Source organism: Paenibacillus sp. FSL R10-2734, assembly GCF_037963865.1.
In the GTDB taxonomy this organism is placed as follows: Bacteria; Bacillota; Bacilli; order Paenibacillales; family Paenibacillaceae; genus Paenibacillus_AQ.
This window is the reverse complement of record NZ_CP150170.1, coordinates 4,946,379-4,963,771: the sequence shown is the minus strand read 5'-3', so window position 1 is coordinate 4,963,771 and position 17,393 is coordinate 4,946,379. Positions and strand designations below refer to the sequence as shown.

At 42.3% G+C, this 17,393-nt stretch carries 22 protein-coding genes, 1 tRNA gene and 1 pseudogene; 16 read left to right on the top strand and 8 right to left on the bottom strand.

Going from position 1 to position 17,393, the window contains the following annotated elements; translation table 11 throughout:
* Window position 1: 1 nt before the first annotated feature.
* Window positions 2-193, bottom strand: a complete 192-nt coding sequence (locus NSS67_RS21740) for a DUF6199 family natural product biosynthesis protein (RefSeq protein ID WP_339315675.1) — start codon at window positions 191-193, stop codon at window positions 2-4.
* Between the two features lie 143 nt (window positions 194-336).
* Between NSS67_RS21740 and NSS67_RS21735 the strand changes: the two genes are divergently transcribed.
* The 3 genes from NSS67_RS21735 to NSS67_RS21725 all read left to right on the top strand — a co-directional run bounded on the left by NSS67_RS21735 (window position 337) and on the right by NSS67_RS21725 (window position 1,407).
* On the top strand, window positions 337-549 hold the full coding sequence (locus NSS67_RS21735; RefSeq protein ID WP_339315674.1) for a hypothetical protein: 213 nt from the start codon (window positions 337-339) through the stop codon (window positions 547-549).
* Window positions 550-645: 96 nt separating this feature from the next.
* Window positions 646-969 carry a hypothetical protein gene (locus NSS67_RS21730; protein ID WP_339315673.1) on the top strand — a complete coding sequence of 108 codons (324 nt, stop codon included), beginning with the start codon at window positions 646-648 and terminating at the stop codon, window positions 967-969.
* A 90-nt stretch (window positions 970-1,059) separates the two neighbouring features.
* The gene (locus NSS67_RS21725; RefSeq protein WP_339315672.1) at window positions 1,060-1,407 is read left to right on the top strand and encodes a DUF898 family protein; all 348 of its coding nucleotides are present in this window, start codon (window positions 1,060-1,062) and stop codon (window positions 1,405-1,407) included.
* Between the two features lie 107 nt (window positions 1,408-1,514).
* On the opposite strand, the gene NSS67_RS21720 is transcribed toward NSS67_RS21725, so the two are convergent.
* Both NSS67_RS21720 and NSS67_RS21715 read right to left on the bottom strand, forming a co-directional pair.
* Window positions 1,515-1,763 carry a hypothetical protein gene (locus NSS67_RS21720; RefSeq protein ID WP_339315671.1) on the bottom strand — a complete coding sequence of 83 codons (249 nt, stop codon included), beginning with the start codon at window positions 1,761-1,763 and terminating at the stop codon, window positions 1,515-1,517.
* A 161-nt stretch (window positions 1,764-1,924) separates the two neighbouring features.
* Window positions 1,925-2,368: a carboxymuconolactone decarboxylase family protein gene (locus NSS67_RS21715; protein WP_339315670.1), complete on the bottom strand. Its 444-nt coding sequence runs from the start codon at window positions 2,366-2,368 to the stop codon at window positions 1,925-1,927.
* A 360-nt stretch (window positions 2,369-2,728) separates the two neighbouring features.
* Here NSS67_RS21715 and tnpA point away from each other — a divergent pair, with 360 nt between their 5' ends.
* The 3 genes from tnpA (at window position 2,729) to NSS67_RS21700 (ending at window position 5,674) form a co-directional block, all read left to right on the top strand.
* A complete protein-coding gene (gene tnpA, locus NSS67_RS21710; RefSeq protein WP_339315669.1) occupies window positions 2,729-3,130 on the top strand; it encodes an IS200/IS605 family transposase in 402 nt (133 codons plus the stop codon).
* Between the two features lie 4 nt (window positions 3,131-3,134).
* A complete protein-coding gene (tnpB, locus tag NSS67_RS21705; RefSeq protein WP_339315668.1) occupies window positions 3,135-4,238 on the top strand; it encodes an IS200/IS605 family element RNA-guided endonuclease TnpB in 1,104 nt (367 codons plus the stop codon).
* 578 nt (window positions 4,239-4,816) lie between these two features.
* On the top strand, window positions 4,817-5,674 hold the full coding sequence (locus NSS67_RS21700) for a DUF6544 family protein (RefSeq protein ID WP_339315667.1): 858 nt from the start codon (window positions 4,817-4,819) through the stop codon (window positions 5,672-5,674).
* A gap of 284 nt (window positions 5,675-5,958) precedes the next feature.
* Here NSS67_RS21700 and NSS67_RS21695 read toward each other — a convergent pair.
* Both NSS67_RS21695 and NSS67_RS21690 read right to left on the bottom strand, forming a co-directional pair.
* Window positions 5,959-6,030 (bottom strand) — tRNA-Val (locus NSS67_RS21695).
* A gap of 129 nt (window positions 6,031-6,159) precedes the next feature.
* A complete protein-coding gene (locus tag NSS67_RS21690) occupies window positions 6,160-6,456 on the bottom strand; it encodes a phosphatidylinositol kinase (RefSeq protein WP_339315666.1) in 297 nt (98 codons plus the stop codon).
* 263 nt (window positions 6,457-6,719) lie between these two features.
* Between NSS67_RS21690 and NSS67_RS21685 the strand changes: the two genes are divergently transcribed.
* The 4 genes from NSS67_RS21685 to NSS67_RS21670 all read left to right on the top strand — a co-directional run bounded on the left by NSS67_RS21685 (window position 6,720) and on the right by NSS67_RS21670 (window position 8,989).
* Entirely contained in the window at window positions 6,720-7,796 is a 1,077-nt protein-coding gene (locus tag NSS67_RS21685; protein ID WP_339315665.1) for a site-2 protease family protein, read from the top strand.
* A 103-nt stretch (window positions 7,797-7,899) separates the two neighbouring features.
* The gene (locus NSS67_RS21680) at window positions 7,900-8,112 is read left to right on the top strand and encodes a hypothetical protein (protein ID WP_339315664.1); all 213 of its coding nucleotides are present in this window, start codon (window positions 7,900-7,902) and stop codon (window positions 8,110-8,112) included.
* Window positions 8,113-8,220: 108 nt separating this feature from the next.
* Window positions 8,221-8,664, top strand: a complete 444-nt coding sequence (locus NSS67_RS21675; protein WP_339315663.1) for a GNAT family N-acetyltransferase — start codon at window positions 8,221-8,223, stop codon at window positions 8,662-8,664.
* A gap of 85 nt (window positions 8,665-8,749) precedes the next feature.
* Entirely contained in the window at window positions 8,750-8,989 is a 240-nt protein-coding gene (locus NSS67_RS21670; RefSeq protein ID WP_339315662.1) for a DUF3892 domain-containing protein, read from the top strand.
* A 59-nt stretch (window positions 8,990-9,048) separates the two neighbouring features.
* On the opposite strand, the gene NSS67_RS21665 is transcribed toward NSS67_RS21670, so the two are convergent.
* Window positions 9,049-9,786 carry an MBL fold metallo-hydrolase gene (locus tag NSS67_RS21665; protein WP_339315661.1) on the bottom strand — a complete coding sequence of 246 codons (738 nt, stop codon included), beginning with the start codon at window positions 9,784-9,786 and terminating at the stop codon, window positions 9,049-9,051.
* A 164-nt stretch (window positions 9,787-9,950) separates the two neighbouring features.
* On the opposite strand from NSS67_RS21665, the gene NSS67_RS21660 reads away from it, so the two are divergent.
* Both NSS67_RS21660 and NSS67_RS21655 read left to right on the top strand, forming a co-directional pair.
* Window positions 9,951-10,505, top strand: coding sequence for a copper amine oxidase (locus NSS67_RS21660; RefSeq protein ID WP_339315660.1), 555 nt, complete (start codon window positions 9,951-9,953; stop codon window positions 10,503-10,505).
* 80 nt (window positions 10,506-10,585) lie between these two features.
* Window positions 10,586-10,897 carry a DUF1292 domain-containing protein gene (locus NSS67_RS21655; RefSeq protein WP_042187300.1) on the top strand — a complete coding sequence of 104 codons (312 nt, stop codon included), beginning with the start codon at window positions 10,586-10,588 and terminating at the stop codon, window positions 10,895-10,897.
* Between the two features lie 126 nt (window positions 10,898-11,023).
* On the opposite strand, the gene NSS67_RS21650 is transcribed toward NSS67_RS21655, so the two are convergent.
* The gene (locus NSS67_RS21650; RefSeq protein WP_339315659.1) at window positions 11,024-12,499 is read right to left on the bottom strand and encodes an aminotransferase class I/II-fold pyridoxal phosphate-dependent enzyme; all 1,476 of its coding nucleotides are present in this window, start codon (window positions 12,497-12,499) and stop codon (window positions 11,024-11,026) included.
* Between the two features lie 96 nt (window positions 12,500-12,595).
* On the opposite strand from NSS67_RS21650, the gene NSS67_RS21645 reads away from it, so the two are divergent.
* A complete protein-coding gene (locus NSS67_RS21645) occupies window positions 12,596-13,885 on the top strand; it encodes an MFS transporter (protein ID WP_339315658.1) in 1,290 nt (429 codons plus the stop codon).
* A 63-nt stretch (window positions 13,886-13,948) separates the two neighbouring features.
* Here the strand turns inward: NSS67_RS21645 and NSS67_RS21640 are convergent.
* A pseudogene (locus NSS67_RS21640) lies at window positions 13,949-14,095 on the bottom strand (DUF1054 family protein); the annotation flags it as partial.
* A gap of 300 nt (window positions 14,096-14,395) precedes the next feature.
* Here NSS67_RS21640 and NSS67_RS21635 point away from each other — a divergent pair.
* The 3 genes from NSS67_RS21635 to NSS67_RS21625 all read left to right on the top strand — a co-directional run bounded on the left by NSS67_RS21635 (window position 14,396) and on the right by NSS67_RS21625 (window position 17,392).
* Window positions 14,396-14,992 (top strand): hypothetical protein, encoded by a 597-nt coding sequence (locus tag NSS67_RS21635; RefSeq protein WP_339315657.1) that lies wholly within the window; start codon window positions 14,396-14,398, stop codon window positions 14,990-14,992.
* 266 nt (window positions 14,993-15,258) lie between these two features.
* Window positions 15,259-16,674 carry an NADP-dependent phosphogluconate dehydrogenase gene (gene gndA / locus NSS67_RS21630; RefSeq protein WP_339315655.1) on the top strand — a complete coding sequence of 472 codons (1,416 nt, stop codon included), beginning with the start codon at window positions 15,259-15,261 and terminating at the stop codon, window positions 16,672-16,674.
* Window positions 16,675-16,843: 169 nt separating this feature from the next.
* Window positions 16,844-17,392 (top strand): shikimate kinase, encoded by a 549-nt coding sequence (locus NSS67_RS21625; protein WP_339315654.1) that lies wholly within the window; start codon window positions 16,844-16,846, stop codon window positions 17,390-17,392.
* Window position 17,393: the final 1 nt, after the last annotated feature.

The window sequence follows — 17,393 nt, the reverse complement described above, 5'->3', positions numbered from 1 at the left end:
ATTAAAAGTTGAACCATAAGAACAAAAAGACAACAAGTACCAATATGCTGCTGAGCCTGGTCATTAATAAATAGGCATCACTTGGCTCAGCTTCACCTTTGACCATCCAACCGTATCGCATGTACCATCCGAGTCGAGGGAAAAAGATGTTAAGTAGCGCTAACAGAACAAAGAGGAACATAAAAAAGCCCATGATTTATCACTCCTTTATGTAATGTATACGCGAGTCTTTAAGGAGGGTGCCCCAGCTCATGTGTGAGTTTCCATATATTTATTTAAGTTCAGGCAATATAGAATGATAAAAAGTGAAAATTGCTAAAGGAGATGATAAATCGTATGGGACATACAGGGCTTTTTTTCGGAGGGGGAGCAGGTGTCTTGTTCTTTTTAGCTTGGCTAATATCTATTGGCTTGGGGCTCTACTTTTTTATCCTGCTTGTAAAACTGGCACGTAGAGGAATAGTGGCCCTAGATTTATACATCTACGCTAAAAATCGTGAGATACGTACTCGTTATGAGTCGGTTGAAGGTAGGTCAGACGAAATTTAAGATTGTCGAATACATAGTTTTCCTGCGATTACCCAAGAAATAATTTGAGCGGGTGCAAGATTAGAGGAGACCATAGAAAGAATTAGGAGCTGTGTTATGCGTAAAAAGAAACTGGTAATACTCATGATTTCTTTTGTCCTAATCATGGCGTATTTTCCATCAGGATCAGTTCTTGCGGATAAAGGTATCGGAGCTGTAATGGATAGCGAAGCCAAGGAAAAGCTGATGGAAAAGTATGAACTTATTGAGCCTGAACCCTCAAATCCAGCGGCACTTTGGTACCAAAATGATTTTGGAGTTAGTAACCCTATTTCTATATTTGTCAGTATCAGTAGGCTGTTTCTGTATCCATATGTTTTTGTTGCACAAGAAATGATCAATCATTTGCTTGTTCGAAACGGTCAAAGTGTGATGAATTGATTAGGCATGAGAACTAGGCAGTGAAAGATGAAAAATGGTTTGTGATGAAGAATTAATCATATTGTATAATTTTGTAAAGGGGTGGTGTAAATGAGCACAGTAACAGGTGTAAATGTACCTGGTTCATTACAGCAAGGGAGTAGAGAGTCCTATTTTGACGGTGGGCTCGCTCAGTACATAGGTTGGAGTATACTCGGGGCGATTGTCACAATATGTACTTTGGGTATCTGTTATCCCTGGGCACATGTTATGTTGTATCGTTGGAAGGTAACTCACACTGATATAGACGGAAGAAGACTTACTTTTGACGGCACTGCAATACAGCTCTTTGGGAATTGGATTAAGTGGTGGCTATTAACTATTATAACTATCGGTATTTATTCATTCTGGTTGTTTATAAAGTTAGAGCAATGGAGAGTTAAACATACGCATTATTGATTTGTACAATCGCCCTGTTGGAATAATTCCAATGGGGCTTTTTAATGTGCGCTGAGCATCCTAACAGTAAAAAAGAGGACAGCAATTGCACTGCCCTCTGATAAATATCAATGGCGTTGTAACAACAAATATCCGCTAATACTTGAAGTTTTTTTACGAAACACTACTTTAAAACCAACGTCGTTGTCTAATAAACAAGCTAAGGCGGTATTAAGTAATCCATTTGGTCTTAAACTAGGTCGACAAGGCTCAGCATTTCCTATGATGCGGACAGAAATAATTCTACGTGTAGATCCACGAACCAAAGGATTTCTGCTCCAAGTGATCAATACTAAATCAGGCTGACGAGTTGCCATTCTGATCTACTCCTTTCTATTAAGCTTCTCTATATAAAATGCACAATAGATATCAATGTGCTAAACAGAAGCGGAGTATATATTGATTCATATGGATATATCAGAGAGGAGAGAAAACCGCAAAATGAAAAAGAACACCCTAAGGTGTTCATTGTGAGCCATTATTTTTCAGCTGCTGTATTGCCCATTGAAATTGAAATTCTATTCCAACTATTGATTTGATTGATGATTAGGACAAGATCAACATATTGTTTCTCGTCATAATGTTCACGTACTCGCTTATATAGGTCTTCAGGAACTCTTTTGGTAGGGATTAGAGTAATATGCTCAGATAATTCGAGAGCAACCTTCTCTTCTGGTGTATAAAAGGTACATTCATTCCAAGCATTTAAACAATAAATCCGTTGCTCAGTTTCACCCATCTTGCGAGCATCAGTAGTATGCATATCTATACAGTAGGCGCACCCGTTAATTTGAGAGACTCTAATTTTGATAAGCTCTCTTGTAGTGCGATTGATTGTAGACTTTTTGGTGTATGCCTCCATATCCATCATAATTTTCATAGCATCGGGTGCAATTTCATAGTAGGGAACTCTTTGACTCATAGGGCAAGACTCCTTTGATTGTAAGTAACTACGATTATACCTTAATGCGAACATTTGTGCTACTTTTATCTCGATAGACGGAAAGCACTATGATGTAGTCACTAATCAAAAGTATGCCAACTGTTACAGCAGCTTATACCCCCAAGGATCACAGACGATAACCCATCTGAACGTTGATAGAGTAGTTTTCGCAAACCCGTGACTTTAGTCGTGAGTTAGAAAACTTCGGACAAGGCGTGTTATAGACACGTTAATTGTACGACACATGTTAAAATATTTAAGTGATAAAATTATCAATATGACATGATTTTATCGCCTAATTACAACTACATATGTTATTATATATCTAGAGGTGAAAACGTGTCAGAAGTAAAGCGTGGTCGAGGATATGTTTACTCTATCCAGTATCATATTGTATGGTGTGTAAAGTATCGTCACAAGGTTCTTCAAGGCAAATTGGATGTAAGACTCAAAGAAATATGGAGTCAAATTGCATTAGATAATAACTTCATCATCAGCGAGATGGAAAGTGATGAAGACCACGTACATCTGCTGATTGACTGCTCTCCACAACACTCTATACCGAGTATGATCAAAGCACTTAAAGGTGTATCTGCCAGACTGCTATTCAAAGAATTTCCTGATCTTAAAAAGAAACTAGGGGGAGGCAATCTGTGGAACCCCTCATACTTCATTGCTACCGTTAGCGAAAATACGGAATCGCAAATACGAGAGTACATCCAAAATCAGAAAGTGAAGTGAAGCCATGCTGACGCATAAAGCGTACAAGTTCCGCATATATCCAAACGCAGAACAACAGCTGCTGATCCATAAAACGATTGGCTGTAGTCGGTTTGTGTTCAATCACTTTCTGAACAGATGGAATGAAGCCTATAAAGATACAGGAAAAGGGTTGTCGTATGGGAAATGCTCTGCTGAACTTACATTACTCAAACGAACGAAGGAATGGCTACAAGAGCCTGATAAATTTGCACTTCAAAACGCACTGCGGCATCTTACTGATGCTTACAGTCGATTCTACCAGAAGCAAAACGATGCCCCTAAATTCAAGAGCAAAAAGAATCCTCTTCAGTCGTATCAAACCCACTTCACAAACAACAACATCGCTATTGTCGGTCACAAGATCAAGCTTCCTAAGCTTGGATGTGTTCCATTCGCAAAGTCTAGAAAAATAAAAGGACGGATTCTGAGTGCTACCCTTAGGCGGAATCCAGTGGGTAAGTATTTCGTGTCTATACTTGCGGAGGTAGATGTGCAGCCTTTGCCAAAGACGGATTCATCCGTCGGGATCGATATGGGTCTAAAAAACTTTGCGATCCTCTCAAACGGCGAAGTATTCCGAAATCCTAAGTTTTTTCGGACGTTGGAAGAGAAGCTTGCCAAGGCGCAGCGTATTCTCTCAAGAAGAACGAAAGGAAGTTCCAATTGGAATAAACAGCGCATCAGAGTTGCCAAAATACACGAGCATATTGCTAATGCGAGGGCTGACTATTTACATAAGGTCTCAACGCATATTGTCAAAAACCACGACATCATTGCAATTGAGGACTTGCAAGTGAAGAAGATGCTCCAATATGGCAAATTAGCGAAAGCGATCAGTGAAGTATCCTGGTCGCAATTTAGAACGATGCTGGAGTACAAAGCAGTGTGGTATGAGAAGCAAGTCGTCGCAGTAGGTAAGACGTTTGCATCAAGTCAACGATGTTCGTGCTGCGGTTACAAGAACAAAGATGTTAAGAACCTCAACTTGCGCGAATGGGTATGTCCAGAATGCCATGTTACACACGATAGAGATGACAATGCCAGCAAAAATATTCTGAACGAAGGACTAAGAATTCTGTCTGAATAACGTCAGATGGATAACCGCAGGAACTGCGGAGATAGCCTAATCCATTAGAAGTCTGTAGACTTCTGTACTTAGGAATCTCGTCACTTTAGTGATGAGAGGTTCAAAGAGTAGCCGTATCAAAAACTGGATTTTTTTATTTTTGCATTATGTCCTCAATAATCATTGATGTAGGATCCGGTTTATTTAATCGGAAATATCCAAGTTCCTCTGCTTTGATCATTGACATTATTCATTATATTTTTATAGTCCGTAAAATTTTTTGGGGAATTGTCCAATGAAATTGAATATTTATAAGAAAAGTAATTTGCAATGAAAGTATATGTATTTAAAATAGATTTATAATAATGGCTTCCATTTGTTTCGAATATCTCCGCTAAAATTGAGTGTTCCCCGATGGTAAAAGCTATTATGTTTAGTGGAACAAATGCAATATTTGCGAATGAACGTAAAGATGATAAGCCTTCTAATTCGTTTGGTAATTTCTTTGCTGACGGGACAGCCTTGAACGGATAAACAGCTTGTTTTCATAATTCAAGGTGCATTTGAATTATCAGCATTTGACAAAGGAGGTGGAATATATGATTTGGATGGTGATAGGTTTGATTGCGCTGGCAATCATAGTAATGTACTTGGCAATACCCGGTGGCAGACTTTGGGAGCAATATCTGACAGATATAAAAAGATCCTTGACCGAAACAAACAGGCAAATAAGCACACAAAGTATATTTACAGAAGATTATGTTGCTGAACTACCTGCGCTGCTCCGTCAGCACATCATCAATGGTGGCTATATGGGAAAGCCCTTTATGGATAACATGCTGATATATTTTCACAACACAAAGTTTCGTATGTCGGCGGGCAAAGAGCCAATAAAGATTAAATTCATGCAGGTCAATTTTGTAAACAGACCTGACCGACACGCTTTCTTGACAGGACGAATTGCGGGGATTCCATTGCAGGCTAAAGACAGTGTGTTGGACGGATTCGGCTCTATGACAGGTGTACTTGCCAAGCAGTTTCAGCTTTTTCGTTCTACCGGGGCAGAAATGGATCAGGGTCAGTTGATAACGGTGCTGGCAGACGCAGTATTTATGCCGTCCTTGTTTTTACAGGAGTATGTGTCATGGACAGTCGTTGACGATCACACCGTTGAAGGTGAGATTGCATGGAAGGGCGTTTCTGCTAAGGGGAGATTTGCTTTTGACAATAATGGCAACATTATACGTTTTGATACCAATGACCGATATATGGACGAAAACGGGAAAGGCAGCTCGCTGGTGCCGTGGTATGTAACCTATTCTGATTATAAAGAGCAGAATGGTTACTTTCAGCCAGGAAGCGTTAGTGTAAATTGGATGCTCCCGGATGGTGACGATACATATTTTGTGAGCGACTACATTGAGGTTCAATACTCAATAAATGAAGCGATTTTATGACTTAATTATTTGGTTTTCGCAGCAATAGGCTAAATAGCCATAATAACCATCCCAAACGGAAAATAATAAAATGTTGTTGTGGCGGCGGGTTAGCTTTGCCCAAAAGAATATAGAGTAGCCTATCAGGCAACTCATGCAAGCGTGAGATGAGACTATGAGGTTAGAAATTATGAAAAACTATTTTTGACCAAATCTTGACCAAAGACTTATTTTACTCCTATTACCGCACTCCAACTTATCCCCAAACAAAAGAAAAAGCCTTATATAATAAGGCTTTTCTAGTATAGGACGGATGGGGTTCGAACCCATGACCCCTACCCTGTCAAGATAGTGCTCTCCCGCTGAGCTACCGTCCTGCGACGAATTTCATAATACCATACGATAGAGTAGGATGGCAATTCTTTTTTTGCTAATTTAACATATTAGAATAGAGCCTTTTCACTAAAAAAGAAAAGGGGGACGCCCCTCCATCCCCTTGTACCCTGTCAGATAAAGAACGGGAGCAGAAATATATCACTTATACCGAAAAAAGGGATGCGTCGTGGAAAGAAGCGACGTCTTGGGAAAAAGCCAGGTCGGAAGCCAAATTGTCTATACGCTGATTCTTGTGTAGGCATTCCGTTTAAACGTTCTACCATTTCGTTGCTAGGAACCGCAAGGGTAACATAGTTTTGATCTACATGGGCAATAAAGCCATCAAAGGACTGACCGTCAGTCATTGTAATACCAACGTATTTGTTCATACAATTCCAACTGACCTGTTGATGTAAATTTGTATCCATAAATAACCTCCTCAATTGAATAACCCTGATAACAGTCTATGGTCCGTAGCCTATAACGTTCACGGCGTTAGCCTAGAGAGTAACCATAAAATTCGGGGAGGAAATTCAATGAAGAGTTTGTTTGACGCTGAAACGATTCTAAAAGTTGCGTCGTATACTTAGCCAAGTGCTTTTTTATGGAAATACTCCTTAAGCTCTTATGATAAAATGGATGGGAATGTACGGCAGTTAGATAAAATTGAAAGAAAAAGGAGCTTGAGATCTTGCCGCAAAATGAGCAGAAAAAGAATTCCTCCACGCCATGGAAATGGTTGGGGGGCGGGGCGGCGATGCTCCTGTTTAAAGGAAAGGCGATTTTGTCTCTTCTGAAAATAGGTAAAATTGCCGGTCCGTTAATTTCAATGATGATTTCGATATGGGCGTACGCGTTGATTTATCCGTGGGGGTTTGCTGTGGGGTTTGTCCTACTCTTGCTAGTCCATGAATTAGGGCATGTCATAGCAGCTAAACGAATCGGGCTTCCAGTCAGCGCGCCACTGTTTATACCTTTTTTAGGAGCTTTAATTACAATGAAGAAGCAACCGCTGGATGCCCAGACAGAAGCTTATATTGCTTTTGGTGGTCCGATCTTAGGAACCATTGGAGCTACTGCAGTTTTTGGAGCGGCTTATTACATGGATAGTCCACTTCTCTATTCCTTGGCCTATATAGGTTTTTTGCTTAATCTAATCAATTTACTGCCAATTCATCCGCTAGACGGTGGACGCATTGCTACTGCGGTTACACGCTGGTTGTGGCTTGTGGGTCTCGTGGGTGGTTTAGCCATCATCATCTATTTGCGTTCGATCTTGTTCTTTATTATTTGGGCGTTATTTGCTTACGATTTGTATAACAAATATGTCAAGAGACGTACTAATAATCGCCTTTATTCTGTGACAAAGGGCTTCTTAATTCCGGTAGAGCCACTTAGAGATGCAGGCTATATGATTCCTGGACCAGAGCATAGAAGAGATTTGCCTTTTACCACTTACAGCGATTTGGATAGACAGCAGTATGTAGGGGTGAGATGGGATCAACTGAACTACATTGGTAGAGCTACGCTTCCGCAACAATGTATCATTGAAAAGGTACGGATCTCACAGCTAGAGTCTGTGAACCTAGAGAATGGGCTTCATCTTAAGATGCATTGTGATATCAGCTATTCGGTCTACGAGAATGATAAGTATTACGATGTGCCAGCCAGCTCACGCTGGAAATACGGCATCGCTTATTTTGTATTAGCTGGCTTTCTGGCAGGAATGATGTATATGGTCCATGCCGTTGGAAATGTGAATCTTTAAGGATTAGAACCAGACAATGAAGTTCCAAATGGTTTATAAAACTCCTGAACCGTCAAAGCTGTAATGAGAATAACTGCAGTTGAACGGTGAAAGGAGTTAAGCTATGCCTAAAATTTTGAAATGGGAAGTCGGCGTTTGTCTGCTGTTACTGATGATTGTGGTAGGATGTTCCGAGGCGAGGCCAGCAAAGGTCATGGAAATCAATGAGTTGACTAACCTAGATGGAAAGTTGCAAGGTCCATACCCCCCATTGTCGCCAGTGATGCAGGACACATACAATCGTTCGATTGCTGAAGAAGTATACTCTGTAGATTAGAGCAGCACCAAAAGATAATTTCCCATGCTCAGGCTTTTCTTTCTAGTCAAATTTTTATATAATAGACAACTATCGTTGGATACATAGAGAGAGGAGTTTGCGACTAACATGGCGGCAGAAATCTTACGGGTAACTACAGAGGAACAGCTTCAGATGGGGCTGGATATTCGTACTAAAGTATTTGTAGAGGAACAGATGGTACCGGTTGAGGAAGAAATTGATGAATACGATGTTATCGGTCCGAATGCGCACCATATTCTAATTATAGATGAAGGAGTGCCTGTGGCTACGGGAAGAATGATTTACTACAAAGCAGGTACAGCCAAAATGCAGCGTATCGCCGTACTGAAAGATTATCGAGTCAAAGGTTACGGACGTGTTCTGCTCTTAGCTATGGAAGAGCTTGCTCGGGAACTTGGACTGGAAGCCTCGATTCTTGATGCACAATGTCAAGCTGAGAATTTCTACAAGAAGCTGGGATACGAAGTGATTTCTACAGAACCTTTTTATGACGCAGGTATTCTACATGTACGGATGCAGAAAACTCTTTAAGCTTTGTGCACATAATTTACCGTTCCTTGACGCAAGCTAGGATGTGCCATATGATGGCAAATTCTACTGCAAGGGGAGAACTAAAGTGCCAAATAACGAACGCGAAAGTTTCGTAGCCGTACAGAGAAATGGAGATGGCGATTTAACTAGTTTCCAGACCTCTACAGGACGTGTCCTGGCGTATGACCAAGCGCTTCAAGAAGTACAGGCCGGAAATATTGCCGGAGTGAATGCCTTTAAAGGTAGAGACGGGGAAACTTATATTCGCGGCGACGCGGATGGGGATCCAACTAACAATCTGGATAATCTTCCGACATTCTCATAGTTCAAAAGGTAAAGACCGTACATACGTCAACAGGCGTCAATGTACGGTCTTTTTAATGGCTAGAGTTTATAAATTACATGTTGCTCTAAAAACTCCATCTCTCCTGTAAGCCCAACGAAATTTGGTTGTTCATCGCTATAATGCATAAGCTTGATGAGCATGCGAACATCTTCAGGGAGAGACAGTAATTCCTCCAAAGTGGTGTGAACAACACCTGCCCCACCAAGCTGACAGTCATGTAGAATCATTCGGATGCCACGCTCACGTACAAGGCTTATTAGTAAATCTGGCTGAAAAGTCATATCCGCACTGTAAAAAATCTCGTTATTGATTAGAAGAGAATAGCTGTTTTTGCCTGGAATATGCGGCGTGGGTATAATCTCCAGCGAAAGAGAAGGGGAGAGCTTGTACGTAATTCCGGGTTTCATAGGTGTAACCTCGAAGATATCGGCAAGGGAAGCCACAGCATCTTTTTGATATAATCCACCTTTTAGTGTGTTGTCCCATAGGGGCTCAATAAGTGTCTCAGGCAAAAGCAATGTCATTGATTGACCATATACGTGCTTTAACGTGAGCGCTAGCTCTTCCAAACCTCCAACATGATCCGCATGAATATGTGTAATTAGAGTAGCATTTACGTCATGGAAGGTTTTTCCGATGGTATGCATGGCAAGCGGAGCTGTAATCCCGCAATCAATCAGTAGGGTATAGTCATTATCTAGTAGCAAGCCATTGTTGTTAAAATAGTTTTTTGCAAAAGCATTGCCAGTTCCTAGCATTTGTAGGCTCAGACTCATAAGAAAGTACCCTCCTGAAATCGCTGATAGCTAATATATCTACTTTGAACAAGTCCATAATATCATTTTTCGCAAGATGAATGAAATATTTACCTTCAATTAGCGCAACTTGCTGAAGCAAAGTAAGTATACATTAACAGTATGAATTATTTGGAGGGTTTCAAATGAATAGATGGAAAAAAATCACTTTATGTGTGTTTGCTTTTTCCTTAATGGGTGGCTCCTTATTGTTCGCCGATTCTGTGAGTAAGAAAGTTAAGGTATGGAGCAACGGGACAGAGATTACGGACGGCGGTTATTTAATTGATGGGAAAACGTATATTCCTGCTAGAGAAGCAGGCGGAGTTGTGAATTGGGATGGAACTGGGAAAGTAACGATTCTTAAGCCCAATGTTCATATTGTGCTTTTCAAAGGGGATACAGTTTTTGGAAATGTCAATGTGGGCAAGTTAAAAATTAAAATATTAAGCCAGGTCGATAGCCTGACTGAAGAGATTTCAGCTGTGAAAGTAGCAATGACCGATCCATCTGGAAACGTTAAGGACATTCAGTCGCAGGAGCTTGATGGCTCGCAGAAGGATAATTTCTGGTTTCCAACCTCGGAGTTTACTTATGATTTTAAAGAAGCGGGAAAATATCGGGTAGGCTTCTATATTAAGCCCTCCAAAAATGCGGATTACATCCTTGTGTCAGAGAAGGTAATTACAGCCCTGAATTAAGGGTTCTAAATTGACCTGAACTAATCTAACGTGGTACGATACCAGATGTAGGATAATACAATTCAAAGTGAGGTATTACAATGAGCGATCACAAACATGAGCATGGTGAAGCATGCGGTTGCGGGCATGATCACGACCATGAGCACGAGGAGTTTGTGCTGACCTTGACGAACGAGCAGGGCGAAGATGTAGAAATGGTATTGGTTGAAACTTTCGACATCGGTGAGAAACTATACGCGCTGCTGTTAGAAAAGGAAAATCCAGAAGCAGATGGCATTATTCTGCGTATGGAAGAAGAAGACGAAGAAATGGTATTGTACAATATCGAAGATGAAGAAGAATGGAAAGCTGTTGAAGAAGCTTACAACAATCTGCTTGCTCAGCAAGAATAGATTTTAGCGACTATCTTAAGCTGTTCTATTGTGTATATGACAGTTGATGTTTATATACAGAAACCCGATACTATAATAGTATCGGGTTTTTGTATGATTGAAGATTTTATAGAGAAATGATGGGTTCTAGGAAATAGGGTCGGCTTCCACAATTACTTTTATGTTAGTGATACTGCGGTCCTCAGGACCTTTAACTGGGAGGCCGATCTCCACATGGTCAATAATATAATCGATGTTATCCTGAGTGATCACTTCGCCAGGGAGAAGAATAGGAATTCCAGGCGGGTATACATATATAAACTCTGCAATAATGTAGCCAGCAGATTCACGGAACGGAACTAACTGCGTATCAGCATAAAAAGCGTCCCTTGGAATTAGAGCAAGCTGTGGAATTTCTGGAACCTGAACCTTAAGCTCGTAGATTTCACCCTTGCTATAATGAATGGCGGACAATACCCGAAGTGCAGCTAATAATTTATCTACTGATTCTTGGGTATCACCTGGGGTAATAAGGCAAAGAATATTATACATGTCGCTTAGTTCTACTTCGATGTTGTATTTCTCACGCAGCCAGTTTTCGGTTTCGTAACCAGTGATCCCTAAATGGCGCACATGAATGTTGAGCTTGGTTGGGTCATGATCAAACGTTGCTTCTGTCCCAAGTATTTCTTTTCCAAAGCTGTACAGGCCCTCAATCGTATTAATCGTTTCTCGTGCGTAGTTGGACAGTCTGATGGTTCTTTCTGCCATCTCATGACCGTTGAGCGCGAGATTACGTCTTGATGTATCTAGAGACGCTAATAAAATATATGAGGTGGATGTTGTAGTCAGCATGCTCATAATGGTCTGTACCCGTTGTGGATTGATCAGACCCGTCTTAGCATTTAGATTCAGTACCGAGCTTTGCGTCATGGAACCGCCAAGCTTATGCACACTAGTGGCAGCTATGTCCGCACCGGCCTGCATGGCCGATACCGGCAGATCCTCATGAAAATGAATCAGTACTCCATGTGCCTCGTCCACCAGTACAGGTACACCGTATTGGTGAGCCAGGTCGACAATCGAACGCAGGTCGGCGCATATACCGAAGTACGTGGGATTGATTACTAGAACTCCTTTAGCGTCCGGATGACGCTTTAACGCTCGTTCCAGCGAACTGGTCGTAATGCCGTGATCTATCCCGAGATTCTCATCCTGAACAGGAGAGACAAACACAGGCTTGGCTCCGGAGAAAATAATGGCCGACATCACAGATTTATGAATGTTCCGCGGCACAATTATTTTATCACCCGGTGAGCAGACAGAGAGGATCATCGTCATGATGGCATTGCTCGTGCCCTGTACGCTAAAATACGTATAGTCGGCGCCGAAAGCCTTCGCAGCCAGCTTCTGAGCCTCCTGGATTACGCCAGTTGGCTGATGTAGATCATCAAGCGGTGCGATGTTGATTAGATCGATGGATAGAGCGTTATCGCCGATAAACTCACGGAATTCGGCATCGGTTCCTAGCCCCTTCTTATGCCCCGGAATATGAAATTGAACGGGATTACCGGCGGCATGCTTTTTTAAAGCTGTGAAGAGGGGAGTACGGTGTTGATTCATTTAATGCTGTCACAACCTTTCGCGAATATTAAAATTTAAGGCAAGCATCAGTATAACAAAACAATCTACATAATACTAGGATTTGGATGTGATAGAATGTCCACGAAAGCAGTACAACGCACGCATATCAGTTTGACGTCGCCATTTATTTTGGAGATGTGGGTAATTATTTTTTTAGTTGAATTTGTTAAAGGGTCGCTGCTTGTTGCTTTGTTACCAGTATATATGGAGAATATTTTGGGCCTATCAGTGACGGTAGTGGGCTTTGCCTTTGCACTCCAGTATTTGGGGGATAACCTCTTCCGTAGTCCTTCTGGCTGGGTCATGGAACGCATAGGATTTCGCTGGACAATGACAAGTGCCTTGTTGTTGATCCTAGTAGCTGTTGGAATGATAATATATGCCAAAACAGCAGTTATGCTATCCATTGCTTGTCTTATTCTTGGAATCGGGACCTCTCCGCTTTGGCCTTGTGTGATGACCGGAATAACCGAATTGGCAGGATCTACTAAAAGCGGCAGCAGTGGTGCAGCTATGGGTGCAGTCGAGATGGCCTCGCTCGCTGGAACAGGTATCGGTCCGATTGTAGTGAATTTTTTAATGGATCATGGGGGACAAAGCTATCGTGTGGCCTTTTTGGTCCTGCTAGGCTGTGCTGCCGTTGTAGTTGTGGTTGCCCTATTTCTACCTAAGAGAATCTCATCAAGTGGAACTCATGCGGTCGTAAGGGATATGCAAGGACTCGGCGGAGCCGTTGAACGTAAAAAAATTAGTCCATTAGAAAGTATAAAAAGAACACTGCATCAGGTCAGAACGACGCTTAAAGTCAGCCGCTGGCTTTATCCAGCCTTGTTCCTTCAGGCTTTTGCGATTGGCTTGATGACCCCTGTAGTTACCTTGTTCGCACGTACGGAGCTGCATGTTAGTCCAAATCAGTTTAGTCTACTTCTGATTGCAGGTGGGGGGATTACGGTTCTTGCCCTTATTCCAGCAGGCAAGCTGGTGGACCGAATAGGAACAACTGTGTTTTTGAATATTGGCTTTTTGCTCGCCGCCTTTTCCCTAGCCTTGTTCTCACAGGTACGCTGGCTACCGCTTGCTTTTGTCGCGGTTGCACTAGTCGGTATAAGCTACGCGCTTATTCTGCCAGCATGGAATGCCTTTCTTGCGAAGCAAGTCCCTAAGGGGGAACGAGGGACAGTCTGGGGCTTATTCCTGACGCTACAAGGCTCAGGAATGGTGGCAGGTCCAGTAATATCAGGAAGGCTATGGGACCATGTAGGTCACGGTGTTCCGTTCCTGATGAGTGCAATTGTAATGCTGATGCTCTTTGGGCTGCATCTGCTAATTGTGCATAGAACGAAGCTGAAGTTCAAAACTAATTGAGAAATGAAATATGAAAAGCCGCCGACAACCTGAGATTTAAGGTTGTCAGCGGCTTTTTTTGAATTAAAAGGACATTCGGTATAACGGCAGTAAAGTTTCGAAGGTTTCTTGAATGACGCTGAGTAGCATCTCGCCGTCATGCAGGACTGGATCATCCTTATCAATACGCAGACCACAGGTCACTTCACCTTTTTTGACTTCTCTCAGCTTGCGAGAAAGCTCGGCATTAAATGTCATGTGGTCACCTCGTTAGTTGCTAATATGAAAATGATGATTGTGCTCCAAAAGGGCTAAAAGGAAAAATAATTCGTTTTGCGTTTGGAGAATGACTGTTGCGGGTAAAAATAGTCAATAAACCAAGTTACCGCTACATAAACTGAAGTATAAAATAAGACTAAGACGAACGCAAAAAGTACTTTATTACAAGAAGAGGTCCGGCAGCCATAAATACTCTGAAATTGAACAAATGGTGTTGATATTACAGATGTGAAGCAGTTAGGGGGGAGTGCCGTGAACAAAAATGACGAGGTAGAGTATTGTAACCTGGAGCTGCGTTTCGATAGACAGCATATCCAGGACCTGATCAAGGATTTGATTCAAAAAGGTTATTCCCTATATTGGAGCGAGAACGAACAGGTCTTTGTGATTTCGGTCCGGACCGGTCGTAAATTGGTGAAATTACGTTTTCAAAGGATCAAAGACGGCTACAAACTTGTGGGTGACTACATGATTCGCGATGCTCGCTTGTCAGAATGGATGGAGAAATTAATTGGGGACATGCGAGGTCATGCAATTGTAAAGCGTTTCCGGGACCGTCAGATTATTATTGAAAATATTTTGTTCGGCGAAGTGATCCGCCTCGTTGAGATCTCTGGTTATCAGCAGCGAGTATTATACCAGAAGGGCCCAATGCTCACAGATGAGGAGCTGACCAAGCTTTATTATTCTGTTGATGGGGAAGAACGGATCCGCCAGCGTAGGATTGAAGTAGATGAGCAGTTGGATCGATTAAATGATGCACTTAAGGCTGAGGATACGGTCCGCGCGGACAAATGTCGAGCCCAACTAGCCTTATTGACGAAGGAATTGTATATGTTAGAATGGTAAACAATTTTCCAATAAATGTTGTTTAGAGGCACCCCGAATATCGGGGTGTCTTAGATTTGTATGAGAACTTACAGACAGGGGTTCACTTCTGGCGCTAAAAACGTTAAAATAGTCATTGTGATCATTTTCATGTTGGCAATGGTTTTGTCAATGAATTTGATCTCTATTCGCAGGGCAGGCTTTGCTGTCTCTGATAAAGGGTGGTATTCTTATACTGCGAGAAATGGATTTCCCAAAAATATAGGGTGCAAAGGGTGGAGGACCAGATGGCAAAACAACAAATCGGCGTTATTGGCTTGGCGGTAATGGGCAAGAATTTGGCTCTAAATATCGAAAGCAAAGGTTTTTCCGTATCCGTGTTTAACCGCTCTCCGGAGAAGACACATGATCTTCTTGCTGAGGCGGAAGGTAAAAACCTCGTAGGTACATTTTCCGTTGAGGAATTTGTAGCTTCGCTGGAAACACCGCGCAAAATTCTGATCATGGTTCAAGCGGGTAAAGCTACTGATGCTACCATCGAGCAACTGCTGCCGCATCTTGATCAAGGCGATATTATTATCGACGGAGGAAATGCATACTTCCCTGATACGGTTCGTCGCAGCAAATATCTGGAAGAAAAAGGTTTCCGTTTTGTCGGAACTGGCGTATCTGGCGGTGAAGAAGGCGCTCTTAAAGGTCCTTCCATTATGCCTGGTGGTCAAGAAAGCGCATATAAGCTAGTAGAACCAATCCTAACTGCAATCTCAGCTAAAGTCGGCGGAGAGCCTTGCTGTACATATATCGGACCAGACGGTGCGGGACACTATGTAAAAATGGTGCACAACGGTATTGAATATGGCGATATGCAATTGATCTGTGAAGCGTACCAACTGCTCAAAGACGTTCTTGGACTGGATGCAAAAGAACTTCACGGTATCTTCAAGGAATGGAACAGTGGTGAACTCGACAGCTATTTGATTGAGATTACTACAGATATTTTCTCTCAATATGATGAGGAAACCGGCAAACCAATGGTTGACGTAATCCTTGATTCCGCAGGCCAAAAGGGAACTGGTAAATGGACAAGCCAAAGCTCACTTGATCTTGGTGTACCATTGTCTATGATCACTGAATCCGTCTTCTCCCGCTTCTTGTCAGCAATGAAGGATGAGCGTGTTGAAGCAAGCAAAGTGCTTAACGGACCAGAAACTACACCATTTGATGGTGACAAGGCAGAATTTATCGAGAACGTGCGTAAAGCATTGTTTGCGAGTAAAATCGTATCCTACGCTCAAGGATTCGCTCAACTGCGCGTAGCTTCCGACGAATATGGTTGGGATCTGAAATATGGTGAGCTGGCTAAAATTTGGCGCGGCGGCTGCATTATCCGTTCCCGTTTCCTACAAAACATCACGGATGCTTACGAGAACAATGCAGATCTTAAGAACCTATTGCTTGATCCTTTCTTCAAGGATGTTATGGACAATTACCAATCCGCATGGCGTAAAGTTATCGCTTCAGCTGTAACGATGGGTGTTCCAGTACCTGGATTCTCCAGCGCATTGGCTTACTATGATAGCTATCGTACAGAAAGACTGCCTGCGAACCTGCTTCAGGCTCAACGCGATTACTTCGGTGCTCACACATTCAAACGTGTAGACAAAGAAGGCGTCTTCCACCACAACTGGATGTCAGCAGAATAATCTAGTTAGGTATGGTTACAAACAGTGGCCCGAATGGCTTCACCAGAAATGGGGAGGCTTTCGGGCCTTTTTTGTTGCATATTCGATGTGTGTTTACAATGTGAAGCAGATTGTCTAATGTTTTGACCCTGTGTTATGATATGACAAATATCGCGGTTGGAGGATAGTCATGGCTGGGGATACAGAAGAACTAAAAACGATGAGTCAGGAAGATAAGCGTAAAAACATTATTTTAGTAGGGATGATGGCGACAGGAAAGTCAACCGTTGGTGCTATTTTGGCCGAGGAACTGGGCTATGAGCTGGTTGATTTGGATCAAGTCATAATCGAGACAGAAGGTCGGAGCATTGCAGAAATTTTCGCAGAAGATGGAGAGCAATACTTTCGAAGCGTGGAAACAGCGGTGCTAAAGCGTATGCTAGAGTCCGAGAATAAATTAATTTCCACTGGTGGTGGTGCGGTATTGGCGCCGGGAAATACAGTGTTAATGCTGAGTAAAGGGCATGTGGTTGCGCTGACGGCAACCGAAGAAGAGATTATTGCCCGCGTTAGCGGAGATCAGAATCGTCCGCTGCTCGCCGGCAATGCTAGAGAACAGGTTAGACATATTATGGAAGACCGCCAAGATGCTTACCTGTTCGCGCATTACACGGTCGATACAACGGGCCTGACTGCGGCAGAAGTGTCGCAACATATTTTAATGCATTACCGCGGCTGAG

Bases quoted from the DNA above. Each gene is read 5' to 3' on its own strand.
- NSS67_RS21740 (WP_339315675.1), bottom strand. From the start codon at position 193: ATGGGCTTTTTTATGTTCCTCTTTGTTCTGTTAGCGCTACTTAACATC.
- NSS67_RS21735 (WP_339315674.1), top strand. From the start codon at position 337: ATGGGACATACAGGGCTTTTTTTCGGAGGGGGAGCAGGTGTCTTGTTC.
- NSS67_RS21730 (WP_339315673.1), top strand. From the start codon at position 646: ATGCGTAAAAAGAAACTGGTAATACTCATGATTTCTTTTGTCCTAATC.
- NSS67_RS21725 (WP_339315672.1), top strand. From the start codon at position 1,060: ATGAGCACAGTAACAGGTGTAAATGTACCTGGTTCATTACAGCAAGGG.
- NSS67_RS21720 (WP_339315671.1), bottom strand. From the start codon at position 1,763: ATGGCAACTCGTCAGCCTGATTTAGTATTGATCACTTGGAGCAGAAAT.
- NSS67_RS21715 (WP_339315670.1), bottom strand. From the start codon at position 2,368: ATGAGTCAAAGAGTTCCCTACTATGAAATTGCACCCGATGCTATGAAA.
- tnpB (WP_339315668.1), top strand. From the start codon at position 3,135: ATGCTGACGCATAAAGCGTACAAGTTCCGCATATATCCAAACGCAGAA.
- NSS67_RS21700 (WP_339315667.1), top strand. From the start codon at position 4,817: ATGATTTGGATGGTGATAGGTTTGATTGCGCTGGCAATCATAGTAATG.
- NSS67_RS21690 (WP_339315666.1), bottom strand. From the start codon at position 6,456: ATGGATACAAATTTACATCAACAGGTCAGTTGGAATTGTATGAACAAA.
- NSS67_RS21680 (WP_339315664.1), top strand. From the start codon at position 7,900: ATGCCTAAAATTTTGAAATGGGAAGTCGGCGTTTGTCTGCTGTTACTG.
- NSS67_RS21675 (WP_339315663.1), top strand. From the start codon at position 8,221: ATGGCGGCAGAAATCTTACGGGTAACTACAGAGGAACAGCTTCAGATG.
- NSS67_RS21665 (WP_339315661.1), bottom strand. From the start codon at position 9,786: ATGAGTCTGAGCCTACAAATGCTAGGAACTGGCAATGCTTTTGCAAAA.
- NSS67_RS21660 (WP_339315660.1), top strand. From the start codon at position 9,951: ATGAATAGATGGAAAAAAATCACTTTATGTGTGTTTGCTTTTTCCTTA.
- NSS67_RS21655 (WP_042187300.1), top strand. From the start codon at position 10,586: ATGAGCGATCACAAACATGAGCATGGTGAAGCATGCGGTTGCGGGCAT.
- NSS67_RS21650 (WP_339315659.1), bottom strand. From the start codon at position 12,499: ATGAATCAACACCGTACTCCCCTCTTCACAGCTTTAAAAAAGCATGCC.
- NSS67_RS21645 (WP_339315658.1), top strand. From the start codon at position 12,596: ATGTCCACGAAAGCAGTACAACGCACGCATATCAGTTTGACGTCGCCA.
- gndA (WP_339315655.1), top strand. From the start codon at position 15,259: ATGGCAAAACAACAAATCGGCGTTATTGGCTTGGCGGTAATGGGCAAG.
- NSS67_RS21625 (WP_339315654.1), top strand. From the start codon at position 16,844: ATGGCTGGGGATACAGAAGAACTAAAAACGATGAGTCAGGAAGATAAG.